24 protein-coding genes and 2 tRNA genes are annotated in these 20,958 nt (G+C 66.0%); 25 read left to right on the top strand and 1 reads right to left on the bottom strand.

What is annotated here, in order from left to right:
• The first annotated feature begins 36 nt into the window (after positions 1-36).
• From KXR83_RS08715 to KXR83_RS08695, 5 genes are all read left to right on the top strand, one after another.
• Entirely contained in the window at positions 37-2,082 is a 2,046-nt protein-coding gene (locus tag KXR83_RS08715) for an FAD-dependent oxidoreductase (protein ID WP_437424528.1), read from the top strand.
• Between the two features lie 24 nt (positions 2,083-2,106).
• Positions 2,107-2,613 (top strand): nitroreductase family deazaflavin-dependent oxidoreductase, encoded by a 507-nt coding sequence (locus KXR83_RS08710; RefSeq protein ID WP_437424527.1) that lies wholly within the window; start codon positions 2,107-2,109, stop codon positions 2,611-2,613.
• Between the two features lie 27 nt (positions 2,614-2,640).
• Entirely contained in the window at positions 2,641-3,444 is an 804-nt protein-coding gene (gene cmrA, locus KXR83_RS08705) for a mycolate reductase (protein WP_437424526.1), read from the top strand.
• Positions 3,445-3,508: 64 nt separating this feature from the next.
• On the top strand, positions 3,509-4,108 hold the full coding sequence (gene orn, locus KXR83_RS08700) for an oligoribonuclease (RefSeq protein WP_023960479.1): 600 nt from the start codon (positions 3,509-3,511) through the stop codon (positions 4,106-4,108).
• Between the two features lie 85 nt (positions 4,109-4,193).
• Positions 4,194-4,269: transfer RNA gene (locus tag KXR83_RS08695), tRNA-His, on the top strand.
• Between the two features lie 467 nt (positions 4,270-4,736).
• Here KXR83_RS08695 and KXR83_RS08690 read toward each other — a convergent pair.
• Entirely contained in the window at positions 4,737-5,915 is a 1,179-nt protein-coding gene (locus KXR83_RS08690; RefSeq protein WP_437424525.1) for a L,D-transpeptidase, read from the bottom strand.
• Between the two features lie 236 nt (positions 5,916-6,151).
• Between KXR83_RS08690 and KXR83_RS08685 the strand changes: the two genes are divergently transcribed.
• The 20 genes from KXR83_RS08685 to KXR83_RS08590 all read left to right on the top strand — a co-directional run bounded on the left by KXR83_RS08685 (position 6,152) and on the right by KXR83_RS08590 (position 20,948).
• Positions 6,152-6,224 (top strand) — tRNA-Lys (locus tag KXR83_RS08685).
• Positions 6,225-6,594: 370 nt separating this feature from the next.
• Positions 6,595-6,801, top strand: a complete 207-nt coding sequence (locus KXR83_RS08680; RefSeq protein ID WP_116915564.1) for a MerR family transcriptional regulator — start codon at positions 6,595-6,597, stop codon at positions 6,799-6,801.
• A gap of 768 nt (positions 6,802-7,569) precedes the next feature.
• Positions 7,570-7,947: a hypothetical protein gene (locus KXR83_RS08675; RefSeq protein ID WP_437424524.1), complete on the top strand. Its 378-nt coding sequence runs from the start codon at positions 7,570-7,572 to the stop codon at positions 7,945-7,947.
• The gene (locus KXR83_RS08670) at positions 7,944-8,198 is read left to right on the top strand and encodes a hypothetical protein (protein ID WP_437424523.1); all 255 of its coding nucleotides are present in this window, start codon (positions 7,944-7,946) and stop codon (positions 8,196-8,198) included. The genes KXR83_RS08675 and KXR83_RS08670 overlap by 4 nt, the downstream gene beginning before the upstream one ends.
• 154 nt (positions 8,199-8,352) lie before the next feature.
• Positions 8,353-8,655 carry a WhiB family transcriptional regulator gene (locus KXR83_RS08665; RefSeq protein WP_437424522.1) on the top strand — a complete coding sequence of 101 codons (303 nt, stop codon included), beginning with the start codon at positions 8,353-8,355 and terminating at the stop codon, positions 8,653-8,655.
• A 20-nt stretch (positions 8,656-8,675) separates the two neighbouring features.
• A complete protein-coding gene (locus KXR83_RS08660; protein ID WP_437424521.1) occupies positions 8,676-8,948 on the top strand; it encodes an HNH endonuclease in 273 nt (90 codons plus the stop codon).
• A 184-nt stretch (positions 8,949-9,132) separates the two neighbouring features.
• Positions 9,133-9,459: a helix-turn-helix domain-containing protein gene (locus KXR83_RS08655; RefSeq protein WP_437424520.1), complete on the top strand. Its 327-nt coding sequence runs from the start codon at positions 9,133-9,135 to the stop codon at positions 9,457-9,459.
• On the top strand, positions 9,452-9,847 hold the full coding sequence (locus KXR83_RS08650; protein ID WP_437424519.1) for a hypothetical protein: 396 nt from the start codon (positions 9,452-9,454) through the stop codon (positions 9,845-9,847). The genes KXR83_RS08655 and KXR83_RS08650 overlap by 8 nt, the downstream gene beginning before the upstream one ends.
• On the top strand, positions 9,822-11,231 hold the full coding sequence (locus KXR83_RS08645; RefSeq protein WP_437424518.1) for a hypothetical protein: 1,410 nt from the start codon (positions 9,822-9,824) through the stop codon (positions 11,229-11,231). The genes KXR83_RS08650 and KXR83_RS08645 overlap by 26 nt, the downstream gene beginning before the upstream one ends.
• Before the next feature lie 219 nt (positions 11,232-11,450).
• Entirely contained in the window at positions 11,451-12,533 is a 1,083-nt protein-coding gene (locus KXR83_RS08640) for a phage portal protein (RefSeq protein WP_437424517.1), read from the top strand.
• A gap of 44 nt (positions 12,534-12,577) precedes the next feature.
• Positions 12,578-13,276, top strand: coding sequence for a M15 family metallopeptidase (locus tag KXR83_RS08635; RefSeq protein WP_243404337.1), 699 nt, complete (start codon positions 12,578-12,580; stop codon positions 13,274-13,276).
• A gap of 109 nt (positions 13,277-13,385) precedes the next feature.
• The gene (locus tag KXR83_RS08630; protein ID WP_437424516.1) at positions 13,386-13,775 is read left to right on the top strand and encodes a hypothetical protein; all 390 of its coding nucleotides are present in this window, start codon (positions 13,386-13,388) and stop codon (positions 13,773-13,775) included.
• A complete protein-coding gene (locus tag KXR83_RS08625; protein ID WP_437424515.1) occupies positions 13,772-15,454 on the top strand; it encodes a hypothetical protein in 1,683 nt (560 codons plus the stop codon). Before KXR83_RS08630 ends, KXR83_RS08625 begins: the two co-directional genes overlap by 4 nt.
• Positions 15,454-15,813, top strand: a complete 360-nt coding sequence (locus tag KXR83_RS08620) for a hypothetical protein (RefSeq protein WP_437424514.1) — start codon at positions 15,454-15,456, stop codon at positions 15,811-15,813. Before KXR83_RS08625 ends, KXR83_RS08620 begins: the two co-directional genes overlap by 1 nt.
• A complete protein-coding gene (locus KXR83_RS08615; protein WP_116915577.1) occupies positions 15,810-16,139 on the top strand; it encodes a hypothetical protein in 330 nt (109 codons plus the stop codon). Before KXR83_RS08620 ends, KXR83_RS08615 begins: the two co-directional genes overlap by 4 nt.
• Positions 16,140-16,148: 9 nt before the next feature.
• Entirely contained in the window at positions 16,149-16,613 is a 465-nt protein-coding gene (locus KXR83_RS08610) for a hypothetical protein (RefSeq protein WP_207779592.1), read from the top strand.
• A 7-nt stretch (positions 16,614-16,620) separates the two neighbouring features.
• Complete coding sequence (locus KXR83_RS08605; RefSeq protein WP_437424513.1) at positions 16,621-16,986, top strand: hypothetical protein; 366 nt, start codon at positions 16,621-16,623, stop codon at positions 16,984-16,986.
• 4 nt (positions 16,987-16,990) lie between these two features.
• On the top strand, positions 16,991-17,446 hold the full coding sequence (locus KXR83_RS08600) for a hypothetical protein (RefSeq protein ID WP_437424512.1): 456 nt from the start codon (positions 16,991-16,993) through the stop codon (positions 17,444-17,446).
• A gap of 132 nt (positions 17,447-17,578) precedes the next feature.
• Positions 17,579-19,510 carry a hypothetical protein gene (locus KXR83_RS08595; RefSeq protein ID WP_437424511.1) on the top strand — a complete coding sequence of 644 codons (1,932 nt, stop codon included), beginning with the start codon at positions 17,579-17,581 and terminating at the stop codon, positions 19,508-19,510.
• A gap of 7 nt (positions 19,511-19,517) precedes the next feature.
• A complete protein-coding gene (locus tag KXR83_RS08590) occupies positions 19,518-20,948 on the top strand; it encodes a hypothetical protein (protein ID WP_437424510.1) in 1,431 nt (476 codons plus the stop codon).
• Positions 20,949-20,958: the final 10 nt, after the last annotated feature.

The raw sequence follows: 20,958 nt of genomic DNA, 5'->3' as shown, positions 1-20,958 counted from the left end.
TCGCGGCCAGCCCCCGTGACAAGAAAGGTTCCACCCATGACCAATCCGTACCCAAAACTGTTCGAGCCCTTGACCATCAACAAGGTCGAACTCAAGAACCGCGTCATCATGGGCTCCATGCACACCGGTCTGGAGGATCGCCTCTGGGACGTCGACAAGCTCGCCGCCTACTACGCCGAGCGAGCCAAAGGCGGTGCGGCACTGATCATCACGGGAGGAATCGCACCAACCCGCGCGGGCCTGCTGTCGCCGTTCGCGGGCAAGCTCACCAACAAGCTCGACGTGATCCGCCACCGACGCCTCACCAGTGCGGTCCACAAAGAGGGCGGCAAAATCGCGATGCAGGTGCTGTACGCCGGCCGGTACGGGTACACACCGTTCAAATTCAGTGTCAGCTGGGAAAAGTCGCCAGTGCACCCATTTCAGCCGATCAAGATGAACGATGCCCTCATCAGGCATGCGATCTGGTCGTATGGGCGCTGCGCGAAGCTCGCGCGCGAGGCGGGGTACGACGGTATCGAGATCATGGGCGGCGAGGGTTATTTGCTCAACACGTTCCTGTGCAAGCGCACCAATGACCGCACCGACAAATGGGGCGGTAGCACCGAGAACCGCCAGCGCATCGTTGTGGAGATCGTCAAAGAGATCCGCAAACGAGTCGGCCCCGACTTCATGGTGATCATGCGCCAATCCATTGCCGATCTCGTCAAAGACGGCCAGACGTGGGACGAGATCGCCCTGCTGGCACGCAAGCTCGAAGAGCACGGTGTCGACGCGATCAACACCGACATCGGATGGCACGAAGCGCAGGTGCCCACCATCGTGACGTCCGTTCCTCGCGGGGCGTTTGTCAGTTACACCGAGCGCCTGCGCGAAGAGGTGTCGATTCCGCTCATCGCCTCCAACCGCATCAACACCCCCGAACTCGGCGAGCAGATCCTCGAGGGTGGACGAGTCGATGCCATCTCGATGGCGCGTCCTCTACTGGCCGACCCCGAGTTCGCCAACAAGGCGGAGGCCGGGCGGGCCGCGGAGATCAACACATGCATCGCCTGCAACCAGGCGTGCCTCGACCATGCTTTCGTCGGCAAGAAGGTGTCGTGCCTGGTCAATCCCCGCGCAGGACGCGAGACCACGCTCACGCTCGGCACCACCCGTAAGTCCAAGCGCGTCGCGGTGGTGGGGGCTGGACCGGCGGGCCTGTCGGCCGCTGTTGCCGCGGCACAGCGGGGGCACGAGGTGCACCTGTACGAGGCCGGCGAACACATCGGCGGTCAGTTCTCTATCGCAGCGCGGATTCCCGGTAAAGAAGAGTTCTCCGAGACCATCCGGTACTTCACAGCTCAGCTCGAGGCGACCGGTGTCCACGTCCACCTGAACACCTGGATCAGCGCCGAAGAACTGATCGACGAGAAGTTCGACGATGTTGTCGTGGCGACCGGCGTCACCCCTCGTATGCCTGACATCCCCGGTATCGACCACCCCAAGGTGATGTCGTACGCGGAGGCGGTGCTCGGCCACCGGGAGATCGGCAAGACCGTTGCAGTCATCGGGGCCGGCGGTATCGGCTTCGACCTCACCGAATTCCTCACCGTCGACGACTCCCCCACCCTGAACGTCAAGGAATGGGCAGAGGAATGGGGCATCACCGACGACCTGGGCGTACCGGGGTTTGTCGGTAAACCGCGTCCCACCCCCGCTGCCCGCACGGTGTTTCTCGTGCAGCGCAAAACGGGCCGGCAGGGTAAATCGCTGGGCAAGACCTCCGGCTGGGTGCACCGAGCGACCGTCAAGATGAAAGGCGTCGAGCAGATCTCCGGAGCCAGTTACGACAAGATCGACGATGCAGGTCTGCACCTGAGTTTCGCTCCGAAAGAGGAAGGCGGCGAGCGCACCACGCGCGTGCTCGACGTCGAGACCGTGGTGGTGTGTGCTGGTCAGGAGTCGGTGCGCGAGCTCGTCGACCCGCTGACCGTCGCGGGTGTGAGCACCCACGTCATCGGCGGCGCCGATGTGGCCGCCGAACTCGACGCGAAACGGGCGATCCGCCAGGGCACCGAGGTCGCCGCAAGTATCGTCTGAAGCCGAACCACGAAGGGTGGAGCCGTGACCGCACCATTTCCCGACAGGCGTTGGGGCTCGAGTAGCTCGCCGCTCAACCGGGTCATGTTCGCGGTGGCGGCCACCTCACCCGGAACCTGGTTGGCACGCAAGATGATTCCGCTGGACCGGCGACTTCTGATCCGTAGCAGGGGACGGTTCACCATCGCCGGTCCGGTCGGGGCCCCCACCATGTTGCTGACGACGATCGGCGCAAAGAGCGGGCAACGCCGCGTATCGCCCCTTCTGTACCACCGCGAGGACCCCGACCTCTACGTGGTCGGGTCCAACTTCGGGCAGGCCCACCACCCTGCCTGGACCGGGAATCTGCTCGCAAACCCCGCGGCGTGGGTGAACATCGACGGAACCGAGGTCGCGGCGACTGCCACTCTTGTCGAGGGCAGCGAAAAGGAACGCCTCTATCGCGAGTTCGAGAAGGTGGCACACAACTACGCGATCTATCGCAGCAAGACCTCGCGAGACATCCGCATGTTCCGGCTGTCGGCCACCTGAGGGCGTCCTCCCGATACGATCGGCGCCATGCCTATCCCCCATCCGACACCGTCAGCCAGGGCAGTGGTCACCGGCGCATCGTCGGGTATCGGCGCAGCACTCGCGACCGAGCTCGCCCGACGCGGGCACTCCCTGATCTTGGTTGCCCGCCGCGAGGAGATCCTGACCGCGACCGCGACCGAGTTGAGCGCAACGTTCGGTATCGAGGCGGAAGTGCGTGCCACCGACCTCTCTGATCCGACCGCGACCGACACCCTCTGCAACGAGCTCCGCGACCGCGAGATCTCCATCTTGTGCAACAACGCGGGCATTGCCACCTTCGGACCGTTGTCCGAGCTGGACCCAGAATACGAGCGAGCACAGGTGAGGCTCAATACCGTTGCGGTGCACGACCTCACACTCGCGGTTCTGCCCCAGATGGTTCAACGCAAAGCCGGCGGCATCCTCATGGTCGGATCGGCGGCGGGCAACATGCCGATTCCGAACAACGCGACATACGCGGCAACGAAGGCGTTTGTGAACACCCTCTCCGAATCGGTCCGGGGTGAGGTGGCCGACAAAGGCGTGCACGTAACTCTGCTGGCGCCGGGACCTGTGCGTACCCACACTCCGACGCCGGAAGAGGCAAGCATCGTCGACCGTGTGGTCCCCGACTTCATGTGGAACTCGAGCGAGTCGGTGGCAAAGCTCAGTCTCGACGCACTGGAGCGAAACAAGATGCGTGTGGTTCCCGGGGCACTGTCCAAGGCGATGTCGGTTGCCGGTGGCTACACCCCCCGCAAGTTCACCGCGCCGATCGTCGGCTCGTTCTACCGCAAGCTCGGCGACTAGGGTCTCCCCCTGGCGGGCCCAGGTCAGGGCGTGGCACCACAGACCGCTCAACTAGGGTTGTGGGGTGCAAGACAAACTTGTGTGGATCGACTGCGAGATGACCGGGCTGCAATTGCGCAGCGACAAGCTCATCGAGATCGCAGCCCTGATCACCGACAGCGAACTCAACATCATCGGTGACGGCGTCGACGTGGTCATCCACGCCGACGACGACGCCCTGGCGGCCATGCCCGCGGTGGTGAAGAAAATGCATGCAGCGTCCGGACTCACCGAAGAAGTGCGTGCGTCCACGGTGACCATCGAGCAGGCGCAGAAGCAGGTCCTCGACTACCTGCGCAAGCACATCGACACCGCCGGCGCGGTACCCCTTGCCGGCAACTCGATCGCCACCGACCGCGGCTTCATCGCCCGGGACATGCCCGAACTCGACGCGTACCTGCACTACCGGATGGTCGACGTCAGCTCCATCAAGGAACTGTGTCGCCGGTGGTACCCGCGGATCTACTTCGGGCAGCCCGAGAAGGGCCTGGCACACCGTGCGTTGGCCGACATCCGGGAATCGATCAGGGAGCTCAAGTACTACCGGGCAACAGCGTTTGTCGCCCCTCCTGGGCCCGAATCGTCGGCCATCGAGGAAGTGACCAAAACGCTCGGTCCGGCCTGATGGCGACAGGCTGGGTAACCGATTGGAATTCCGGACCGGCGAGCCGCTAGAGTAAGTCCCTGGTTCCGCTAACGCGGATCCGATGGTGGGCGTAGTTCAGTTGGTAGAGCACCAGATTGTGATTCTGGCTGTCGCGGGTTCGAGTCCCGTCGTCCACCCCAACACGAGGGCCGGTGTGAGCGCTGATCGCGCAAGCACCGGCCTTTGTCGTTTCGCGACTTTCTGGACTGCTGCCGACATCGCTCCATCGGGCGACCAGACCTTCGCCGCGCAATCTATTTCCCGCTTGCCTCATCACACAGCCTGTCCGGCACGACATCTCGCTGGCGCGTGGATGCGCCCGACGGACGCTGACGGCACAGCGGGGCGATACGGGCCCAGAAAAGGGTGAGAAGGCGTGGGTCGGCCTCTCACGTACGCAATTGCGCTTCGGAGGAGGACAGGGGCCGCATCATTCGGCCGGGGGACGGAAACGGCCAGCAACAAGGGCGAGCCGTTGCAAGGGCGGGGCTCTACGCGGCTCCGACGACGCAGCCGCGTTGGACTACTCCGCGTGCAAACCGCCCACGAGGCCGGGCTCACGACCCGGAGAAGACCCCCGATGTCCCATGACGGGGACGCTCAAACCTCAGGCGTTGCCCTGCTTCCAGGTTTCCCATGGAATGTTCCAGTCACCGAGGCCGTCGGTGCCCGACAGATCGGGACCCACAGTGTTCTTCACGGTGATGACGTCGCCTCGCAACGAATTCTGAACCCACCACAGCGCATTCTCCGGGCTGACGTTCAGGCATCCGTGGCTCGTGTTCTCGCTGCCCTGCGCGTACACCGACCACGGCGCGGAGTGGATGTAGATACCGCTCCACGACATCTGGGTGGCGTAGTCGACATCCAGCCGGTACCCGGCCGGCGAATTGACGGGGACACCGTAGGTGGACGAATCCATCACGATGCGGTCGAGACGATCACCGATGATGTACGTGCCGTTGTCGGTGGGCGTGGAATCCTTGCCCATCGACGTCGGCATCGTCTTGATGACCTTGCCGTTCTCCGTGATGGTGATGGTCTTGGTGTTGTCATCGGCGGTGGCGATGAGCTCGCGACCAATCGTGAAGTTGGTCTTCAGGTTTTCTTGGCCGAAGAGACCGTCACCGAGATCGATCCCATAGGTGTTGACCGCGACATCAACCTTGGTGCCAGGCTTCCAGAATTGCGCCGGGCGCCAACGCAATTCGGTGTCACTGAGCCAGTAGAAGCCACCCTCGGTAGGTGGGTCGGTACGGACCGTGATCGCGTCCTGCGCAGCCTTGCGGTTGGGGATGGCCTCATCGAATCGGATTGACACCGGCATCCCGACGCCAACAGTCGAATTGTCCTCTGGCAGTAGGTAGGCCTGGGTGAGGTTGTTGGGCGAACTCGTGGTGAACGAAGTGGTCGCCTTGGTGCTGCCACCGATGCCCTTGGCGTCAGCCGTCAGCGTGTAGGTCTTGTTGTAGCCGAACGAACCCGGGGCCACGGTCCAGCTCTTCTTGTCCGGCGAGAGGTTGCCCGGGACCGGTGCGCCCGCCGAGTTGGTGATCTGGACGTTGGTGAGACGCCCGTCGCTCGCGGTGACCTTCACGGGCGCACCGGGCGAGAACCCGACATCACCGTCGACCACGGGCTTGTCCGCAAAACCGGTGATCTTCACCGCCGGCTGCAGGAGATCGTCAAACGGTGTGGTGCTGACCACCTGATCGCTGTACTTGGGCGTTGGGGCATCAGAGGCACACGCCGACACCACGGCGGCGAGTGCGATCAGGAAAACCATGAAAACAGTGGACTTTCGAGCCCCTTGTCCTACCGAGGTCTGCGTGAACCCCATCACACTCCAAACATCCCCTAAAGCCCAACGAGTGGGCACCAACCAACTGAGGAGAGTCTACGGGCAATGTGTGACGGACAGGAAACGCGACGAGCGGTCAAAACAGACCGTTTTCACCTCTGCGACCACGCGATTTTCGTTTTCCGTATGAGTCCTGCTAACGTTCCAAGTCGCAACAACGCGCGCCATTAGCTCAATTGGCAGAGCAGCTGACTCTTAATCAGCGGGTTCGGGGTTCGAGTCCCTGATGGCGCACAACACCCGGCCCACCGTCGGTCGGCCCTAAGTCAACGCCGGTCATCAGCCAAACCGCGTTGACTCCCGTGCGAGCGTGAATCTTGTTACACACGCCCGCCAGGTCGCGCGGTAGCCGACCGAACGTTTCCCACTCCCGCCAGCTCGCCTGCGTGATCCCGCACGCTAGAGCGGCCTCTTTTGCGTTCCAGCCCATCTTGTGCCGCGTCAGAATGAGGCGCGAGGCAAATGTGGCAGTGGTCGGTACCCAATTCGGCTCATCGGTTGCTTGCGTCATGTGCGAATTATGGCATAAGGATCAGGGCATGATCCAGCGCGGCACGGAACTCGTGCTTGACGCGAATTACATACGTGTGGTTGTGTCTCCCACATGGCCCAAGTCGCGTTATGTGGCAGTTCTGTAGTCGCTGAGCGCTTCGGCGTCTCTCGCGAAACCGTTCGCCGCTGGGCGCTGACGGGCGTTCTCGTGCCTGTCGTGACTACCCCAGGTGGACATCGGCGGTACTCCGTTGCCGATGTCGATGCCCTGGCGTCCCGCGAGGACTCCAGCCATGAATCCGGTGATTTGGGATGCTGACGCCACAGAGCGGCCCGCCCCTTCATCGCGCGAGATGGATGAAACCCATCGCGTACCGCACTTCCGTGGCCCACCCACCCAAGCGGCCTCGCCTGGTCGTGCTGCGTAGCTCGTGTGGGCATGTGCTCGGCATTGGCTACGTGAACAAGCACCAGGGCTATGTGGCTTGGAAGACGTGCCGACGTGGGTGAGGTGGTCCAAGGCCCGTGGGGCCAAGTCAGCTGGCGCAAGGGCCGGCCGTTGCCGCCGGATGAGGCTGGCTCTCGGTCTCGTCATCCCGCCGGTAAGAAGCTGAAACCGTCATCGGCGTGGGTCGATACCCCATCGCCGTCTGGTCTCTACTGCAAGGTCTGTGAGCGCGTGTTCGCCGCCGGCCACCTGCCCACCGATGGCAACCTGACATGCCGCGACTGTCGCGATGAGGCCACCAGGCCGCCCGGTCCAACGTTGTTCGACCCAAACCTGTTCGGCCCCAACGGCGGTGACGCCTGATCTAACTCGACCGTCGCTCTGGGGTGGGTCCGACGTAAACCGACCGCCTGCCGGTAACGCAACAGCACAACTCCCGGCATGTGCTGGCTGTCTCAAATGTGGCCGTTTGGGACAGTTAAACCGCTGCTCCGCCGTAGAAGAGGAAAGTCTGCCCTCCGACACGGCGGCCCCAAGCAACGGCGGAGAACGGATATCTGGCGATTTTCCGGGGTGCCTTTATGGGGTGGAGGACGACCGCCACCCCAAGCGATCCCTAATCAACCTTCTGGAGGCGATGTGAAACACAAGCTGGCTGACCTGTCCGACCACGATCTGTGCCCTGACTGGATGCACATCCGTCAGTACGTCTACCTACTCAAGACACACGCACCGATCCTGCTGCAGGCCGTCAACAACACGCACATCCGTCTAGAAGGCCGGCGTGGTCGCACCGAGCACCACGCACCGGGATTCACTGCACACCGATCCGGCGGGCGATGCGCGTTCTGCAACGCCCCGATCAGCAACGGCGACCGCCTCATGTACGGACCCGGCGGCGTCCTCGGCCATGTCCTATGCCACGGCGCGCACGCGGCCATCACGGTCGCGGCGCAAGAGGCACAACGAGAACGCGACGCCGCCAAGGCCCGCAACCGACGAAAGAGGAAAACATGAGTATCGAGACCATCGGCCGGCACCGCCGCACTGACCCCGAGACAGCCACCCTGGCCCGCAAGCTCGACACCGAGCGGACCGCTGACCTGGTGGCCGAACTGCGCGAGACCTACGGCCGGCTGGCCACCACGCTCGATGACGCCACGGGCATGACTCATCTACTCCTGGCCAGCATCGTCTCCCAGCTCGCCGAACTCATCGACGCGATGGACCCCGAACATCCGCTCGATCTGTGGCCGACGCAGCGGTGACAGAGGTGGCGTCGCCTAAGTGCCACCAGTCCGAACACCCCGGCTCGACGTTGCTGTGCACGCGGCCGAATCGCCATGCGGGTGACCACTACGCGGCGTGGGTTCGTCGGTTCTGGCCGCACACGCGAACGTTCGACTGTGAGGTGCTGGCGCGATGGCCCAGGTGATGGAGTCCGACCAGGGCGTGGCGCTGCCTCGCCCTGGTTGGCGCGATCGGGCGGCGTGCGCCGGCACCGACCCCGAACTGTGGGTCGTGCCGAACGGTCACACGACTGTGCCCTCGCACCTGGCGGCGGTGTGTCTACGTTGCCCGGTCATCGCTGACTGTGCGGTCGATGCGATCGAGCACGGCGACCAGGGCGTGATCCGCGCGGCGACCGTGCTCGTGCGCAAGCGGGAGACCACCCGAGGCAAGCTCGGTAGTCTGCTGTCCGCGCTCGGTGTGCAGGCGGGATGAGGCCGTGGTCTGGGCGGTGGGTGGTCGAGCTGACGGCGCTGGTGCTGGCGACGTACGGCCGGCGGTGCCACCTGTGCGGTCGGCTGGGTGCGACCACCGCCGATCACGTGGTGCCCAGGTCCAAGGGTGGCAGTGATGCGCTGGTCAACCTGCGGCCGGCGCACCTGTCGTGCAACAGCTCTCGTGGTAATCGCTCGCTCGATGAGTGGTTCGCACTGCATCCACTGCCCACCGCCCGCGCCGCACCATCGTTCGACTGGACCAAGCCCCGCCCTATTCATAGCGATGAATAATCATGCGGAATATGCGTTATGCGTGCATGTTGCATATTCATGCATAACCGCAGGTCAAAGGGTTTTTGGATTCGCGATCGACCCCCGGAAGCCCAGCGCCTGCCCGATTTTCCCCCTGGTCAGTACAATCCGGGGGTAGGTACATACTGCATACTTATGCGGAGTGATCGAGAGGAATATACGAGTGGAACGCCAACGAGGTAATGAGTCCGGTCCGGTCTCCCAGATCGTGGCCGCCGAGGTGTCACGCCGCCGGCAAGAGTTCGGGTGGACCCGCCAGGTGCTCGCTGATGATGTCTCCAGCCGAGGGCGCAAGTTCACAGCCGAAGCAATCCAGAAGCTCGAAAGCAATCAACGCCGGATCGACGTGGACGACCTGGCTGCGCTTGCCGCCGCGCTCTACTGCGAACCGAGCGAGCTGCTAGGCCGGCCAGAGTTCGATCTGTCCGCACTGACGGACAAAGATGTTGCCGCGATTCAGCACCTCATCGGCCGGTTGTCTCGTGCCTAGGCCCGATCCCCGCGCACCCGGTGCCGGCCAAGCTGACTTGTTCGGTGTCGCGCCTGTTCCTGGCCCTGTCGATGGCCGGCACTCCAAGGCGGTCGACCGAGCGTTCTCGGCCGCCGCCGACGCCGATCTACTCCGCCCCGAGGATGAGGCGCTGGTGACGCTGGTCCGTTCGGCGGCCTGGTCGCTCGATGCATTCGAGGCGCAGAACAAGCCCTACGGCCCGTCCAAGCTGCTACAGCCGGTCACCGAGGCGCTGCGCGAGCTACGGCTCACCCCGGACTCCCGCGCGACCGAGACCGACGACTCACTGAAAGAACTGCTCAATGACCTTGGCGCGACCGACGATGCCCCCGCCGAGGTACATGACCCCACGCGATCCGAGCCGTAGAAGCTACGGGCGCAGTATCGGCAAGATCGCCGCCGCGCTCGGCCGCCCATTCATGCCGTGGCAGACCGCCACGGCCGCTGTGGCCAATGAGGTTGATCCGCTCACCGGCCGGTTGTTCTACTCGCTGGTGGTGATCACCGTGCAACGCCAAGCCGGCAAGACGATCAGCAACCTGGCGACCGGCGTTCATCGCTCGCTGCTGACTCCGAACTCTCGCGTGTGGTACACCGCGCAAACCGGCCTCGATGCTCGAGCGAACTTTCTCGAGATGGCTCGGCCGGCGCAGCTATCGCCGCTCGCGAAAACCTTTGAGCTCAAACGCGCGTCGGCCAACACCGCAATGGAGTTCTTGAACGGCTCCGAGTTCCGCGCGCACCCACCGACCGCCGGGTCACTGCACGGAAAACAGGGCGACCTGAACCTGGTCGATGAGTCGTGGGAGTACACCGTGCCCCAGGGCGACGCGCTCATGTCGGGCATCGCGCCGGCCCAGTCCACTCGCAGCGCTGCACCCTGGCCCGGTGCCCAGACGGTCATCCTGTCCACGCGCGGCACCGCGGATTCGGAATGGCTCGACGGCATGATCGAACGCGCTCGCGAGGAACCACGCGCGTGCCTGATCGACTTCGGCGTGCCCGACGACGAAGACCCCACCGACTTTGACGTGATCGCCAAATACCATCCCGCGTTCGGCCACACGATGGACATGGAAGCGCTGCACCGCGCCCGCTCGCAGATGTCGAGCGAGGCTGAGTTCATCCGTGGATTCGCCAACCGACCCACCGGAAGCAAAGACCCGTTGCTGTCTGAGACGGTGCTCGACACCGCGACCGTTCCTGACGCGATCCCCGAGACGGCCCCGTTCGCTATCGGCGCGGCCACGTCCTACGACCGTTCCTGGTCGGCCGTCGTCGTCGTGGCCCAGGTCGGCGATCGCTACGTGGCCGAGGTGATCGACTCGGCCCCCGGCGTCGTCTGGGCCGCCGAGCTGGTCGACACGATCGCCGACGCTCGCCGGCCGATCGGCGTCGGCGTCAACCCGGACGGCCCGTCTGGCCGGCTGGCCGACACGCTCACCGTCGACTACCGCGCACCCACTGGCCGCGAGTGGGCGACCGCTACCGACGACATGCTGGCCCGGATCAACCCGCGCAAGGGTGAGGGTCCGCCCACGCTGATGATGCGCCACGACGAAGGGATGCGCCGAGCCTGGCGCGGCGCGGTGATGCGCAACGTCGCCGAGGCCGGCCGCGTCCTGTCGCGCAAACACTCGGTTGGCTCGATCGCTGAAATCGAGGCGATGCTAGCCGCTCTGTGGGTCGCCACCCACGCCGAGCCAGAACAAGAGTTCGTGTTCACCACCACCACTGAGGAGTCGCAATGACCACCACCGCCGCCGGCGTCACCATCGATCACGGCGCGGTGCGCGTCGCTCTCTGCCAGTCATGCGAATGGCGTTTAGCCTCAACGTCTTTGGCGCACGTGTGGACGGGTGCGGCCCGTCATCTGCGCCGCGATCACGGCGACCTGGCCGGCGGTCGCAAGGCCCTACGCGCCGCGCTCACGGCCGCCGCGCGTGAACACCAGTCCTACCGTTTGCCGCATGGGATTGCTGACGACATTGCGCGACGCGGTGACGATGACCTCGGCGGCGTCGCGAGCGGTGCCCTACGAGAGCCCGTGGGCCTCACCAAATCACCTCGAACACTTCGACCTGCCACCGGGCGCGCCGGCCAAACTCACCCGTAGCGCCGCGCTCCGGGTGCCGGCCGTCGTCCGCGCCCGCCGGCTGATCGTCACCAACCTGCCGCGCTGCCCGCTGGTGCCCTACGCCGGCACCGCCGAACTCGTCGGCGCGAACCGGCCCCCGTGGATCGACAGCACAGACGGCCCCTGGTCGCCCTATCACCGGATGCTCTGGACGGTCGATGACCTGTTTTTCTACGGTCTGTCCGCGTGGGCCGTGGCCCGCGCCGGCGGCAACGGCCCGGTGATCGCCGCCGACCGAATCCCGTTCGAGCAGTGGACAATTGACCCGGACACCGGTCACGTGCTGTGGAACAACCGTGAGGTTGCGGCCACCGATGTGATCGTGATCCCCGGTGTCGATGAGGGAATCCTCGCCTACGGGGCCGATCCGGTCGGCCACGCCGCCGACCTGGCAGACGGTGCCCGCAAGGCCGCCCGGTCGCCGGTGTTGAACACGATCATCAAGCAACTCTCCGGTGAGCCGCTGCCCCCGGACAAGCGCAAGGCGGTGGTTGATGATTTTGTGGCCGCCCGTCGCAAGACCGACCACGGCGTGAGTTTCGCCTCGGCGAATGTCGATGTGGTCGAGGCAGGCAAGCGTGATCCGGCTCTGCTGGTCGAGGGCCGCAACGCTGCCGCGATCGACATTGCCCGCCTGACCGGCATCCCCGCCGCGCTCCTGGACGCCGACACCGGATCGGGCATGACGTACCAGAACACCAACGCCCGCATGGCCGAGCTGGTCGACTTCGGTCTGGCCCCGTACATGTCCGCGATCGCCGGCCGCCTCGGCATGGACGACATGATGCCCGCCGGCCAATCGCTCGCCTTCAACACCACCGTGCTGACCGGCGTCGCAGATGGCGACGTGGCACCCCCCGACGACGGCAACCAGTCCCGGCCCGTCACCCCGCTCGCGTCTGTGAGGCCCGCATGAGATACCCCGTTCGCCCCGGCGTTCCATCCGAGAACGGGTGGCCCATGTGCAACTCCGACCGCTGCGTGCGCGTCGGCATGGCCGACCTCGGCGTGCCGGCCGCCGTCGTGGTGCCGCTGCGCGCCGGCGACGTGGCCACGATCCTCGTCGCCTGGATGCTCCACTACCACCGCACCATCGAACCGATCCGCTCGCAGGTTTGGGGATGGTCCGCCGACAACGACGTGGCGAACTCAAACCACATGAGCGGCACCGCAATTGACATCAACGCGCCGTGGTACCCGTGGGGTGCTCGCACCATGCCGGCCGCCCGCGTCGCCCGTGTCGAGGCCGAACTCAAGAAGTTTCGCGGCGTCGTGTTCTGGGGCCGCTGGTGGGACCGCGCCGACGAAATGCATTACCAGATCGGCGTCGGCCCCAACGACCCCCGCGTCGCGGCCCTGGCCAACGAACTCAACAACGGATATCTCGGCATCTACGGACCCCCACCAGAGGAGAACGACATGACCCCCGAACAAGACCGCCTGCTGCGCGAGGTCTCCCGCCAGCTCGGCCCGTGGCCGCAGCTCGGCAAGAACGACAAGGGCCAGCCGCTGACCCTGGTCGATGCCGTGGCCGTCGTGCTGCGCCAGCTCGGGCCGTGGCCGCAGCTCGGCACCAACGACAAGGGCCAGCCGCTGACCCTGGTCGACGCCGTGGCAGAGCTGCGCGAGGACGTGGGCAAGCTCAAGGGTGGCCAGTGATCGGCGACCTGATCGGGCTCGGTGCGCTGATCCTGTCCGCGTTTAACACCATTGCGATTCTCGACACCCGCGTCGGTGTGGCTCGATTCATCCACAAAGCGGGCCGGCGATGAGTGCACGTGACAAGACCATTGCGCTCATCGGCGCGCTCGCCCTGGTGTTGCTGATCGTCGTCGCCCTGGGCTACGCGCTCCTGGCCGGCCGTGATGTGGCCAGCTATGCGCCGACCCTGCTCGGGTTCGCCACGCCGGTCATCGTGACCCTGTTCGCCGCGTCCGGGGCCAAGGTCGAGATGGGCAAAATCCAGGCCAAGGTGAACGGCAACTACGACGAACTCGCCCAGCGCAACGAAGAACTCGCCGCCGCCCTGGCGCAGGTCTCAGAACAGTTCACCGCCACCACCGGCCAGATGCCGGCCGTGGAAACCGAGACAGCCGCCCGCGCTGTGTACCCCGACGAAAACGTGGGCCGGCACCGGTTGCGAGGTGACTACCGATGACCGACGCAGCTGCCGCCGCCGACCCACGCCGGCGCATCATCGCCGGCGTGATCCTGCCCTACGACGAAGAGGGTTCGACCACCGGCGGCCGACTCACGTTCTGCCGTGGATCGCTGCGCATCCCCAACGACTTGTCAGACGTCAAGCTGCTCCGCGACCACTCCACCCACGGAGACGGCCCGGTCGGCGTCATGACGAACTGGTGGGTCGAGGACAACCTCGTCTGCGCAGAGTTCGAAATCCCCAACACCCCCACCGGCGACCAGGCGCTGATCGAGGCCCAGTCCGTCCGCAACCGATTCAGTATCGAAGCCGTGCCGATCGCCCAGAACGGCCCGTTCATCACAGACGCAGTGCTCCGCAAGGTCGCACTCGTTCCCATCCCCGCCTACGAAAGGGCACGTGTCATGACCGTTCACGCCGAGCACACCGAGAAACTTATTCTCGCCGAACACTCCACTGCCGCAGGCGATCCCGGCGCACAGCACCACCACCACTACTACGGCCAGCCCGCCGCGACCGCACCGCAGGAGCCGGCCCAGCCCGCGCCCGCGCAGCCGGCACCCGGCCAGCCGGCACCCGCGCAGCCGGCACCGGCCCAGCCCGCGCCCGTCCAGCCCGCGCCCGTCCAGCCGGCGCCCGCGCAGCCGGCACCGGCCCAGCCCGCGCCCGCGCCCGCGCAGCCGGCACCGGCTCCCGCCGCGCCGCAGTACGCCTACACCGCACCGCGGCCGGCCGTCGCTCCCCAGCCGATCGGGCCCGTTCGCACCGGCGCACCCGCCGCCGGCGCGAACACCGGCCTGTCACTGCGCCAGGTGCTCGATCACATCGGCAACGGCATCGCCGGCCGGCCCTCCGAAGTGCACGCCGAGCTGGCCGACATCACCGTGGCCAACCAGATCGGCATCACCGCGCCGGCATGGCTCGGTGAGCTGTGGTCCGGTGTCGCCTACACCCGGCGCATCATCCCGCTCTTGACGAACAAGCCACTCACCAGCCGCAAGGCCGTGGGCTACAAGTGGGTCACTAAGCCCAAGGTGGGCAAGTACTCCGGTAACAAGGCCGACATTCCGACGAACACCCCGGTCACCGAGCCGGTCTCGATGGACTCCGAGCGGTGGGCCGGCGGCCACGACATCGACCGTGCGTTCTTCGACTTCGGTGACACCGAGTACCTGGCCGCCTACTGGGCCGCGATGGCCGAGAGCTACGCCGAGGAAACCGACCTGGAGGTGGCCGACTGGCTCGACACCAACGCGCTGCCGCTCGCCACGGTCTACCCGGACATGGTGCGCGCCATCTCCGCCGGCGGCCTGGTGATCGACTCCACCGTGCGCCAGCCGGCCACGTTCGCGATCGTCAACCCGGACGACATGCTGAGCCTGCTCGACATCTCGATGCTCGAAGCGCCACACTACGGCGACATCGTGGGCATCGGCGCACCCAGCAAGTGGACCACCTCCACCGCCGTCGAACGGGGTTCCGCGCTCGTCGGGTCCAAGACCGCCGCCACGTTCTACGAACTCGGCGGCTCCCCGCTGCGCGCCGAAGCCGAGCACCTGGCCAAGGGTGGCCGTGACGCCGCTCTGTTCGGCTACACCGCCCAGCTGATGAACCGGCCCGAAGCGCTGCGCAAGGTCCGGTTCGCCGCTCCGGTCGCTGCCCCCGTCGCACCCTGATGGCGGCCCCGACCGCCGGCGCGGTGCGCGACGCCGTGGCGGCTCACCTGACCCTCTCGACTGAGCCAGAGAAACAACAGCTCGACGGCCCAGTCGGGGCCGTGCTCGCGCTCATGCGGCGCTGGCACGGTCTGCAGGTGGCCCCCGACGACGACGCCGCGCCGGCGGTCGAGGACTGGCCCGCCGACCTCTATCGCGGCGCGGTGATGCTGGCCGCTCGGCTCTACCGCCGCAAGAACTCACCTGATGCAATGCTCGCCGGCGATGGTGAGTATGGCGCGCTCTACGTCGCCCGCAACGATCCAGACATTGCCATGCTCCTGCGGTTCGGCAACTGGGCAGAAGCGTGGATCGTATGAGCGGGGTGAACATCGGCCAGCGACTCGACGCGCTGGTGACCGCACTCCGCGCCGCAGGAGTCAGCGCCAGCCTGACCGTCTCAGAGGTCAACGCCCCCGGCGTGCTGGTCGAGCTCGACTCGATCGGCCCCGCGACACTGGCCGGCCCGCCCCAGGTGGTCGCCGGCCTCGCGCTGCTCGTGCCCGACGTTGGCTTCCCCACCGTCTACACCCACCTGTCGGGCCTCATCGACGCGCTCGACGCGCTCGGTGTGGAGACCGTCGCATCCGTCACCAACCAGGCCGGCCAGGTAATCGGTTGGCGCGCAACACTTCCGCTCGACTAAGGAGAACCAATGACCGCACCCACGCCCGCCCGTCCACTCGCCCAGCTCGGCCCCGGCACCCTCACATTCGAGGCCCCCGGTGGCGGCGCGGTCAGCCTGGACATGTCCGCCCAGGTCACCAAATGCACGATCGCCGCCAAGGGCGACAGTGAGGACCCCACGCCCGTGCTCTCGGGCGGCGTCGTCGTCGGTGCCCGCACCTACGCCTGGACACTCAACGGGGAGCTATTCCAGGATGTCGCCAAAGATGGCGTCATCGACTGGTCCTGGCGCAACGCCGGCGCTGAAACCAACTTCACGTTCACCCCGACCTCGGGCGGCGAAAAGGTCAGCGGCCGAGTGCAGATCGACCCGATCGACCTCGGCGGCGACGTGAAGAAAAAGAACACCAGTGAGATCGAATGGGCCATCGTCGGCACGCCGGCATTCGCCCCGGCCGGCGGTGGCACCGCCGGCACCACGCCGGCGGTCTGATCGCCCGGTGCCGATCTACGTGGAGGGTGCGACGCGACTCAGCGCTACGCTGCGCCGCGCCGCCCGCCGCGCGCCAGAGATGGCCGGCCCCAACCGATCGGCCGCCCAGGCCACTGTGTCGGCGTCCCGGCGTGGTGCCCCTCGGCGCACCGGCCGCCTGGCCGCCGGCACCCGTGTGGCCGGCGCGAACGCCAGCGTGGCCACGATCAACAACCGCGTGCCCTACTCCGGCCCGATCCATTGGGGTTGGCCGGCGCGCCGCATCCCGGCTCAGCCGTGGCTCTCCCAAAGCGCCCGCGCCACCGAGCCGGCGTGGATTCGCAATTACAACGAACACCGAGACCGTCTCGTCAACTCAGTCCAAGGAGCGTAAACCCATGCAAGGCAACAGTTTTGTGATCGTGTTTGTCGATGACCGCCGCGAGACGGTCACCCCGCGACTGTCCGACACCGTCGCCTACTCGATGGTGTGGAAGAAACACGGCTGGCCCTCACCGACCGAAGACCAGCTACTGATGGGAGTGTTCACCGCGTTTGCCGCCGCCCGCCGCGAACAGAAGTTCGTCGGCAACTTCGAGTCTTTCCAGGACCAGGTGCGCACCGTCGAAGAGATCGCAGAGGACGACGACGACCCTACCGAGCCGGCCGCACCAGCGCCGGCCCCACCTACACCGGCCGTCACCGCGCCGCCGACCCCGGCGACCACGCCGCCGCCCCCGCCGTCGATGTCACCGCAGGAACCGGCTCCCATCGTCACCGGCGACCCGAACGCGATCCAGGCTGGTCACTCGCAGACCTGGCCCTCACCAGTGACGACGACCCCGGCCGGCTGATCGCCGCACTGGCCATAGCCACCGGCATCGCGCCGGCGGCCCTGCTCGAAGAGGACGACGTGATGGTTGCCACCATGCTCGACGTACTCCGCGAACGGGCCGAAAGTACCTGACTGACAAGGAGTTACACCGATGGCTGGCACCGGCTCGACGGCAATCCTGCGCGTTCGGATCATCAGCGACGCCGACAGCCGCGGATTCACCCGCGCCGCCGGTGACGCCGACCGGCTGACCAACCGGCTCGGCCGCACGGTCAGCAAGATCTCCGGCGTCGGGTCGGCCATCATGTCGGTGGCCGCCGTCGCCGGCGGCGCGGTCGGCCAGCTCGGCATCGGCCTGGCCGGCATCGGCATGCTCGCTTTGCCGGCCCTGGGCGCGGTGGCCCTGGGATTCGACGGCATCAAACAGGCCGCCTCGGCCATGACGCCCGCGCTCGATCGAGCCAAAGAGGCGGTCTCTGGCACCTTCGCTCGAGAGATGGCCCCGGCGTTCGAACAGCTCGGCGGCCTACTCGACGCGCTCACCCCGGCGCTGCAATCGGCCGCAACCGGATTCTCGTCGATGTTCTCCGAAGTCGTCGCCGGCGCGACCAGCTCGCAAGCCGGACTGATCGCTCTCACGGAAGGGTCGGGCCAGTTCTTTGCTGCGCTCGGCCCGCCTCTGAAGATGGCTACCCAAGACTTGATCAGCTTCGGTGCCCAGGCCGCCAGTCAGGCCGCCGCTGTCGGCTCATCGTTTGGCTACCTGATCCAGTCGATCACCGGCGCGCTCGCAGAGCTGCCCGTTGCGGACATCATGGCCGCGTTCGCCCACACCCTCGACGGGCTCGGCGCGCTCATCGGTCCACTCATCGGCCTGGTGGGTCAACTCGCCGCCTCTCTCGGTAACACCCTGGGAACGGTCCTGGCCGCGCTCGGCCCCGTCGTCACCAGTCTCACCGGCCCGCTGACCCAGGTCGCCGAAGTGGTCGGCGGCGCACTCGTGACCGCCGTGAACGCGCTCGCGCCGGCCATCGGACCGATCGGTCAGGCGTTCGCTGACATCATCGCCGCCGTCGCCCCCCTCGTCGGGCCGATCGCCGAGCTGGCCGCGATCATCGGTGGTGCCCTGGCCTCGGCCGCCTCGGCCGTCGCGCCGGCGCTGGCCTCGATCGCCGAAGCCCTCTCCGGTGCGCTCGCCGCCGCCATGCCGGCCATCAACACCGCGCTGCAAGCCCTGGCCCCGGTGCTCGGTCAGATCGCCGAAATCCTCGCCACCGTTTTGGTGAACCAGATCAACGCCCTGGCCCCGCTGCTGCCGATCATTGCCGACGCATTTCTACAGGTGGTCAACGCGGTCATCCCGCTCATCCCGCCGTTCGCCCAGCTCGCCCAAGCGCTACTGCCGGTGTTCAATGCCCTGATCCAGGCGATCATCCCGATCATCCCGACCCTGGTGGCCGCGATCCTGTCGATCGTCGCCGCGCTTATCCCGTTGGTGCCGCCGCTGGCCCAGGTCGCCACCGATCTGATGCCGGTGTTTGTCGACGTGATCACTCAGCTGACCCCGCTCATCTCGGCCGCCGCCGGCGTGATCGGGATGTTGGCCGGCCTGCTCGCCGGCCAACTGTCCATCAGCGTGTCGGTGGTCAGTGCGCTCATTCGCACGTTCGGCACGGTTGTGTCTGCCGTGGGCAGCACCGCCGCCACCGCCCTCAACCCGTTCATATCCGCGATCCAGACCGTGATCGGCTGGGTGAACTCGCTCATCAGCGCGATCAGTAGCATCGACTTTCCGAGTCCGCCCGGATGGCTCACGAGCATGTTCGACGCCTCGGCGCTGGCCCCGACGATCACCACCGGCGGAACAGGATTCATCGCCGCCGCGTACACACCCGGTGCCGGCATGACCGCCGCCGCGACCCGCGCCGCCGGCTCGGGCGGTGCCATCTACGTGGACCAGTCCACCCACATCAACGTCGACGGCACCGGCGTGGCCGACCCGCAGGCCGTTGCCGGCGCTGTGCGCGGCGCTCTGTCCCGCAACAACCAAACCCGGGGCATCACCCCGGCGATCCGGCTGTGAGGCCGTCATGGTGAATCCGGCCCCGTGGATCCTGTGCGATGGTGCGTACCTGTCGACCGCGACCACGACTGACGACCAGGGCCGCACGGTGTTTCCGTCCGACCGGCCGACCCTGATCAACGAACTGTCGATCGAGTGGGGCCGCGACGATCAGTGGACCCAGCCCGACCCGACCGTGCTCACGTTCACCATGTGGGAGCCGGCCCCCGGTGTGTGGCTCGGGAAGGTGGTGAACCAGACCGCGATCCGGCGCGGTGTCCTGGTCGGCTACGACCGTGGCGGCAACGACGCCGGCGTGCGCTACATCTTCCAAGGGTTCACCACCAACGTGGACGTGCGGGCCGCCCGCCGGCGCACCGCCGCCGGCATGACAGACGGGTTTCTGGTCCAGGTCCAGGCCGGCGATCGCTCGGCGTTCCTCGGGCAAATCAATTGGTATGCCGGCGTACTGCCGCAGGAAAATATGCAAGAGCGGGCGGTCAGGTTGCGCAACCAGGCCGCCCCGGTCGGCATTCGCCAATTCTATTTCGAGGACCGATTCAAAACCGGCCAGGTGAAAGCGGTCGACGTCAAATCTAAATCGGTACTCGACACACTGAACGAACTGTATAAATCGTTTGCCGATCAATGGGCGTACAACCCAAACCGAAACGTCATCAATCGAATCCCCACCGGCTCGCAATGGGGCACCTATTCCCTGACGTTCGGTGTCTCGACGGGCGATAACCGTATCCGGCTCTACCCGCCCAACTGGACCGACCCCACCGGCAAAGAAGACCCGATCGACACCAAGCCCTATCCGGGCGGATACATCGGCGCGGCCGACGTGGCTGGCGATATTTCGTTGTCATCCAACATGATTCAAGACATCACCGATATCGCGTGCACGTGGTTTAACGCACCGGGCAACCCTCCGGGCGACTTCACCACCAACGTCAACGTAAAGAACCAGACCCCACCGGCGCGCCTGGTGTTCGACAGCTGGTTTATCGACGGCATCTATGTCGACCCGGTGATCGAGGACGTTCGCAAAATGGTATCGGGCGACGGTGCCCGGCCGACGCATCCACAAATTGTTTGGGACACAACCAAAACCGGCGACATTCCCGACTGGCCGACGTTCGAGTCGATGACCCTGCCCGCCCAAACCATCCGCATGGTGGTGCTCGCCGGCTCCCCGTTCTCGGCCGCGACGAACTACGCACCGGTCTGGCACCCCTGTGGCGGCATCGTGCGCTACGTCGCCGGCAAATGGCATATCACCATGAACCTGTCGCCCACGTCGATGCCGCTGGCCGCGAACCACACGCCCGTCACCAGCGCCACGATCAATCAATCGATCACCCTCGGCAATCCGAACACGTGGCACATAGATAAATCCATCACCCCGTTTGATCTGTATTACGTCGGTGCCGGCGGCGTCTACGGTCAGAATTAGAGGACAAACA

This window comes from Williamsia muralis, from assembly GCF_051487485.1.
Lineage (GTDB): Bacteria > Actinomycetota > Actinomycetes > Mycobacteriales > Mycobacteriaceae > Williamsia > Williamsia muralis_B.
This window is presented reverse-complemented; position numbering and strand designations above follow the sequence as displayed.

Excerpts from the sequence above, each read along its gene's own strand:
- KXR83_RS08620 (WP_437424514.1), top strand. The coding sequence starts at position 15,454 with ATGGCGGCCCCGACCGCCGGCGCGGTGCGCGACGCCGTGGCGGCTCAC.
- KXR83_RS08625 (WP_437424515.1), top strand. The coding sequence starts at position 13,772 with ATGACCGACGCAGCTGCCGCCGCCGACCCACGCCGGCGCATCATCGCC.
- KXR83_RS08595 (WP_437424511.1), top strand. The coding sequence starts at position 17,579 with ATGGCTGGCACCGGCTCGACGGCAATCCTGCGCGTTCGGATCATCAGC.
- KXR83_RS08680 (WP_116915564.1), top strand. The coding sequence starts at position 6,595 with ATGGCCCAAGTCGCGTTATGTGGCAGTTCTGTAGTCGCTGAGCGCTTC.
- KXR83_RS08665 (WP_437424522.1), top strand. The coding sequence starts at position 8,353 with ATGGCCCAGGTGATGGAGTCCGACCAGGGCGTGGCGCTGCCTCGCCCT.
- KXR83_RS08600 (WP_437424512.1), top strand. The coding sequence starts at position 16,991 with ATGCAAGGCAACAGTTTTGTGATCGTGTTTGTCGATGACCGCCGCGAG.
- KXR83_RS08615 (WP_116915577.1), top strand. The coding sequence starts at position 15,810 with ATGAGCGGGGTGAACATCGGCCAGCGACTCGACGCGCTGGTGACCGCA.
- KXR83_RS08640 (WP_437424517.1), top strand. The coding sequence starts at position 11,451 with ATGGGATTGCTGACGACATTGCGCGACGCGGTGACGATGACCTCGGCG.
- cmrA (WP_437424526.1), top strand. The coding sequence starts at position 2,641 with ATGCCTATCCCCCATCCGACACCGTCAGCCAGGGCAGTGGTCACCGGC.
- KXR83_RS08645 (WP_437424518.1), top strand. The coding sequence starts at position 9,822 with ATGACCCCACGCGATCCGAGCCGTAGAAGCTACGGGCGCAGTATCGGC.
- KXR83_RS08670 (WP_437424523.1), top strand. The coding sequence starts at position 7,944 with ATGAGTATCGAGACCATCGGCCGGCACCGCCGCACTGACCCCGAGACA.
- KXR83_RS08590 (WP_437424510.1), top strand. The coding sequence starts at position 19,518 with ATGGTGAATCCGGCCCCGTGGATCCTGTGCGATGGTGCGTACCTGTCG.
- KXR83_RS08630 (WP_437424516.1), top strand. The coding sequence starts at position 13,386 with ATGAGTGCACGTGACAAGACCATTGCGCTCATCGGCGCGCTCGCCCTG.
- KXR83_RS08715 (WP_437424528.1), top strand. The coding sequence starts at position 37 with ATGACCAATCCGTACCCAAAACTGTTCGAGCCCTTGACCATCAACAAG.
- KXR83_RS08690 (WP_437424525.1), bottom strand. The coding sequence starts at position 5,915 with ATGGTTTTCCTGATCGCACTCGCCGCCGTGGTGTCGGCGTGTGCCTCT.
- KXR83_RS08610 (WP_207779592.1), top strand. The coding sequence starts at position 16,149 with ATGACCGCACCCACGCCCGCCCGTCCACTCGCCCAGCTCGGCCCCGGC.
- KXR83_RS08635 (WP_243404337.1), top strand. The coding sequence starts at position 12,578 with ATGTGCAACTCCGACCGCTGCGTGCGCGTCGGCATGGCCGACCTCGGC.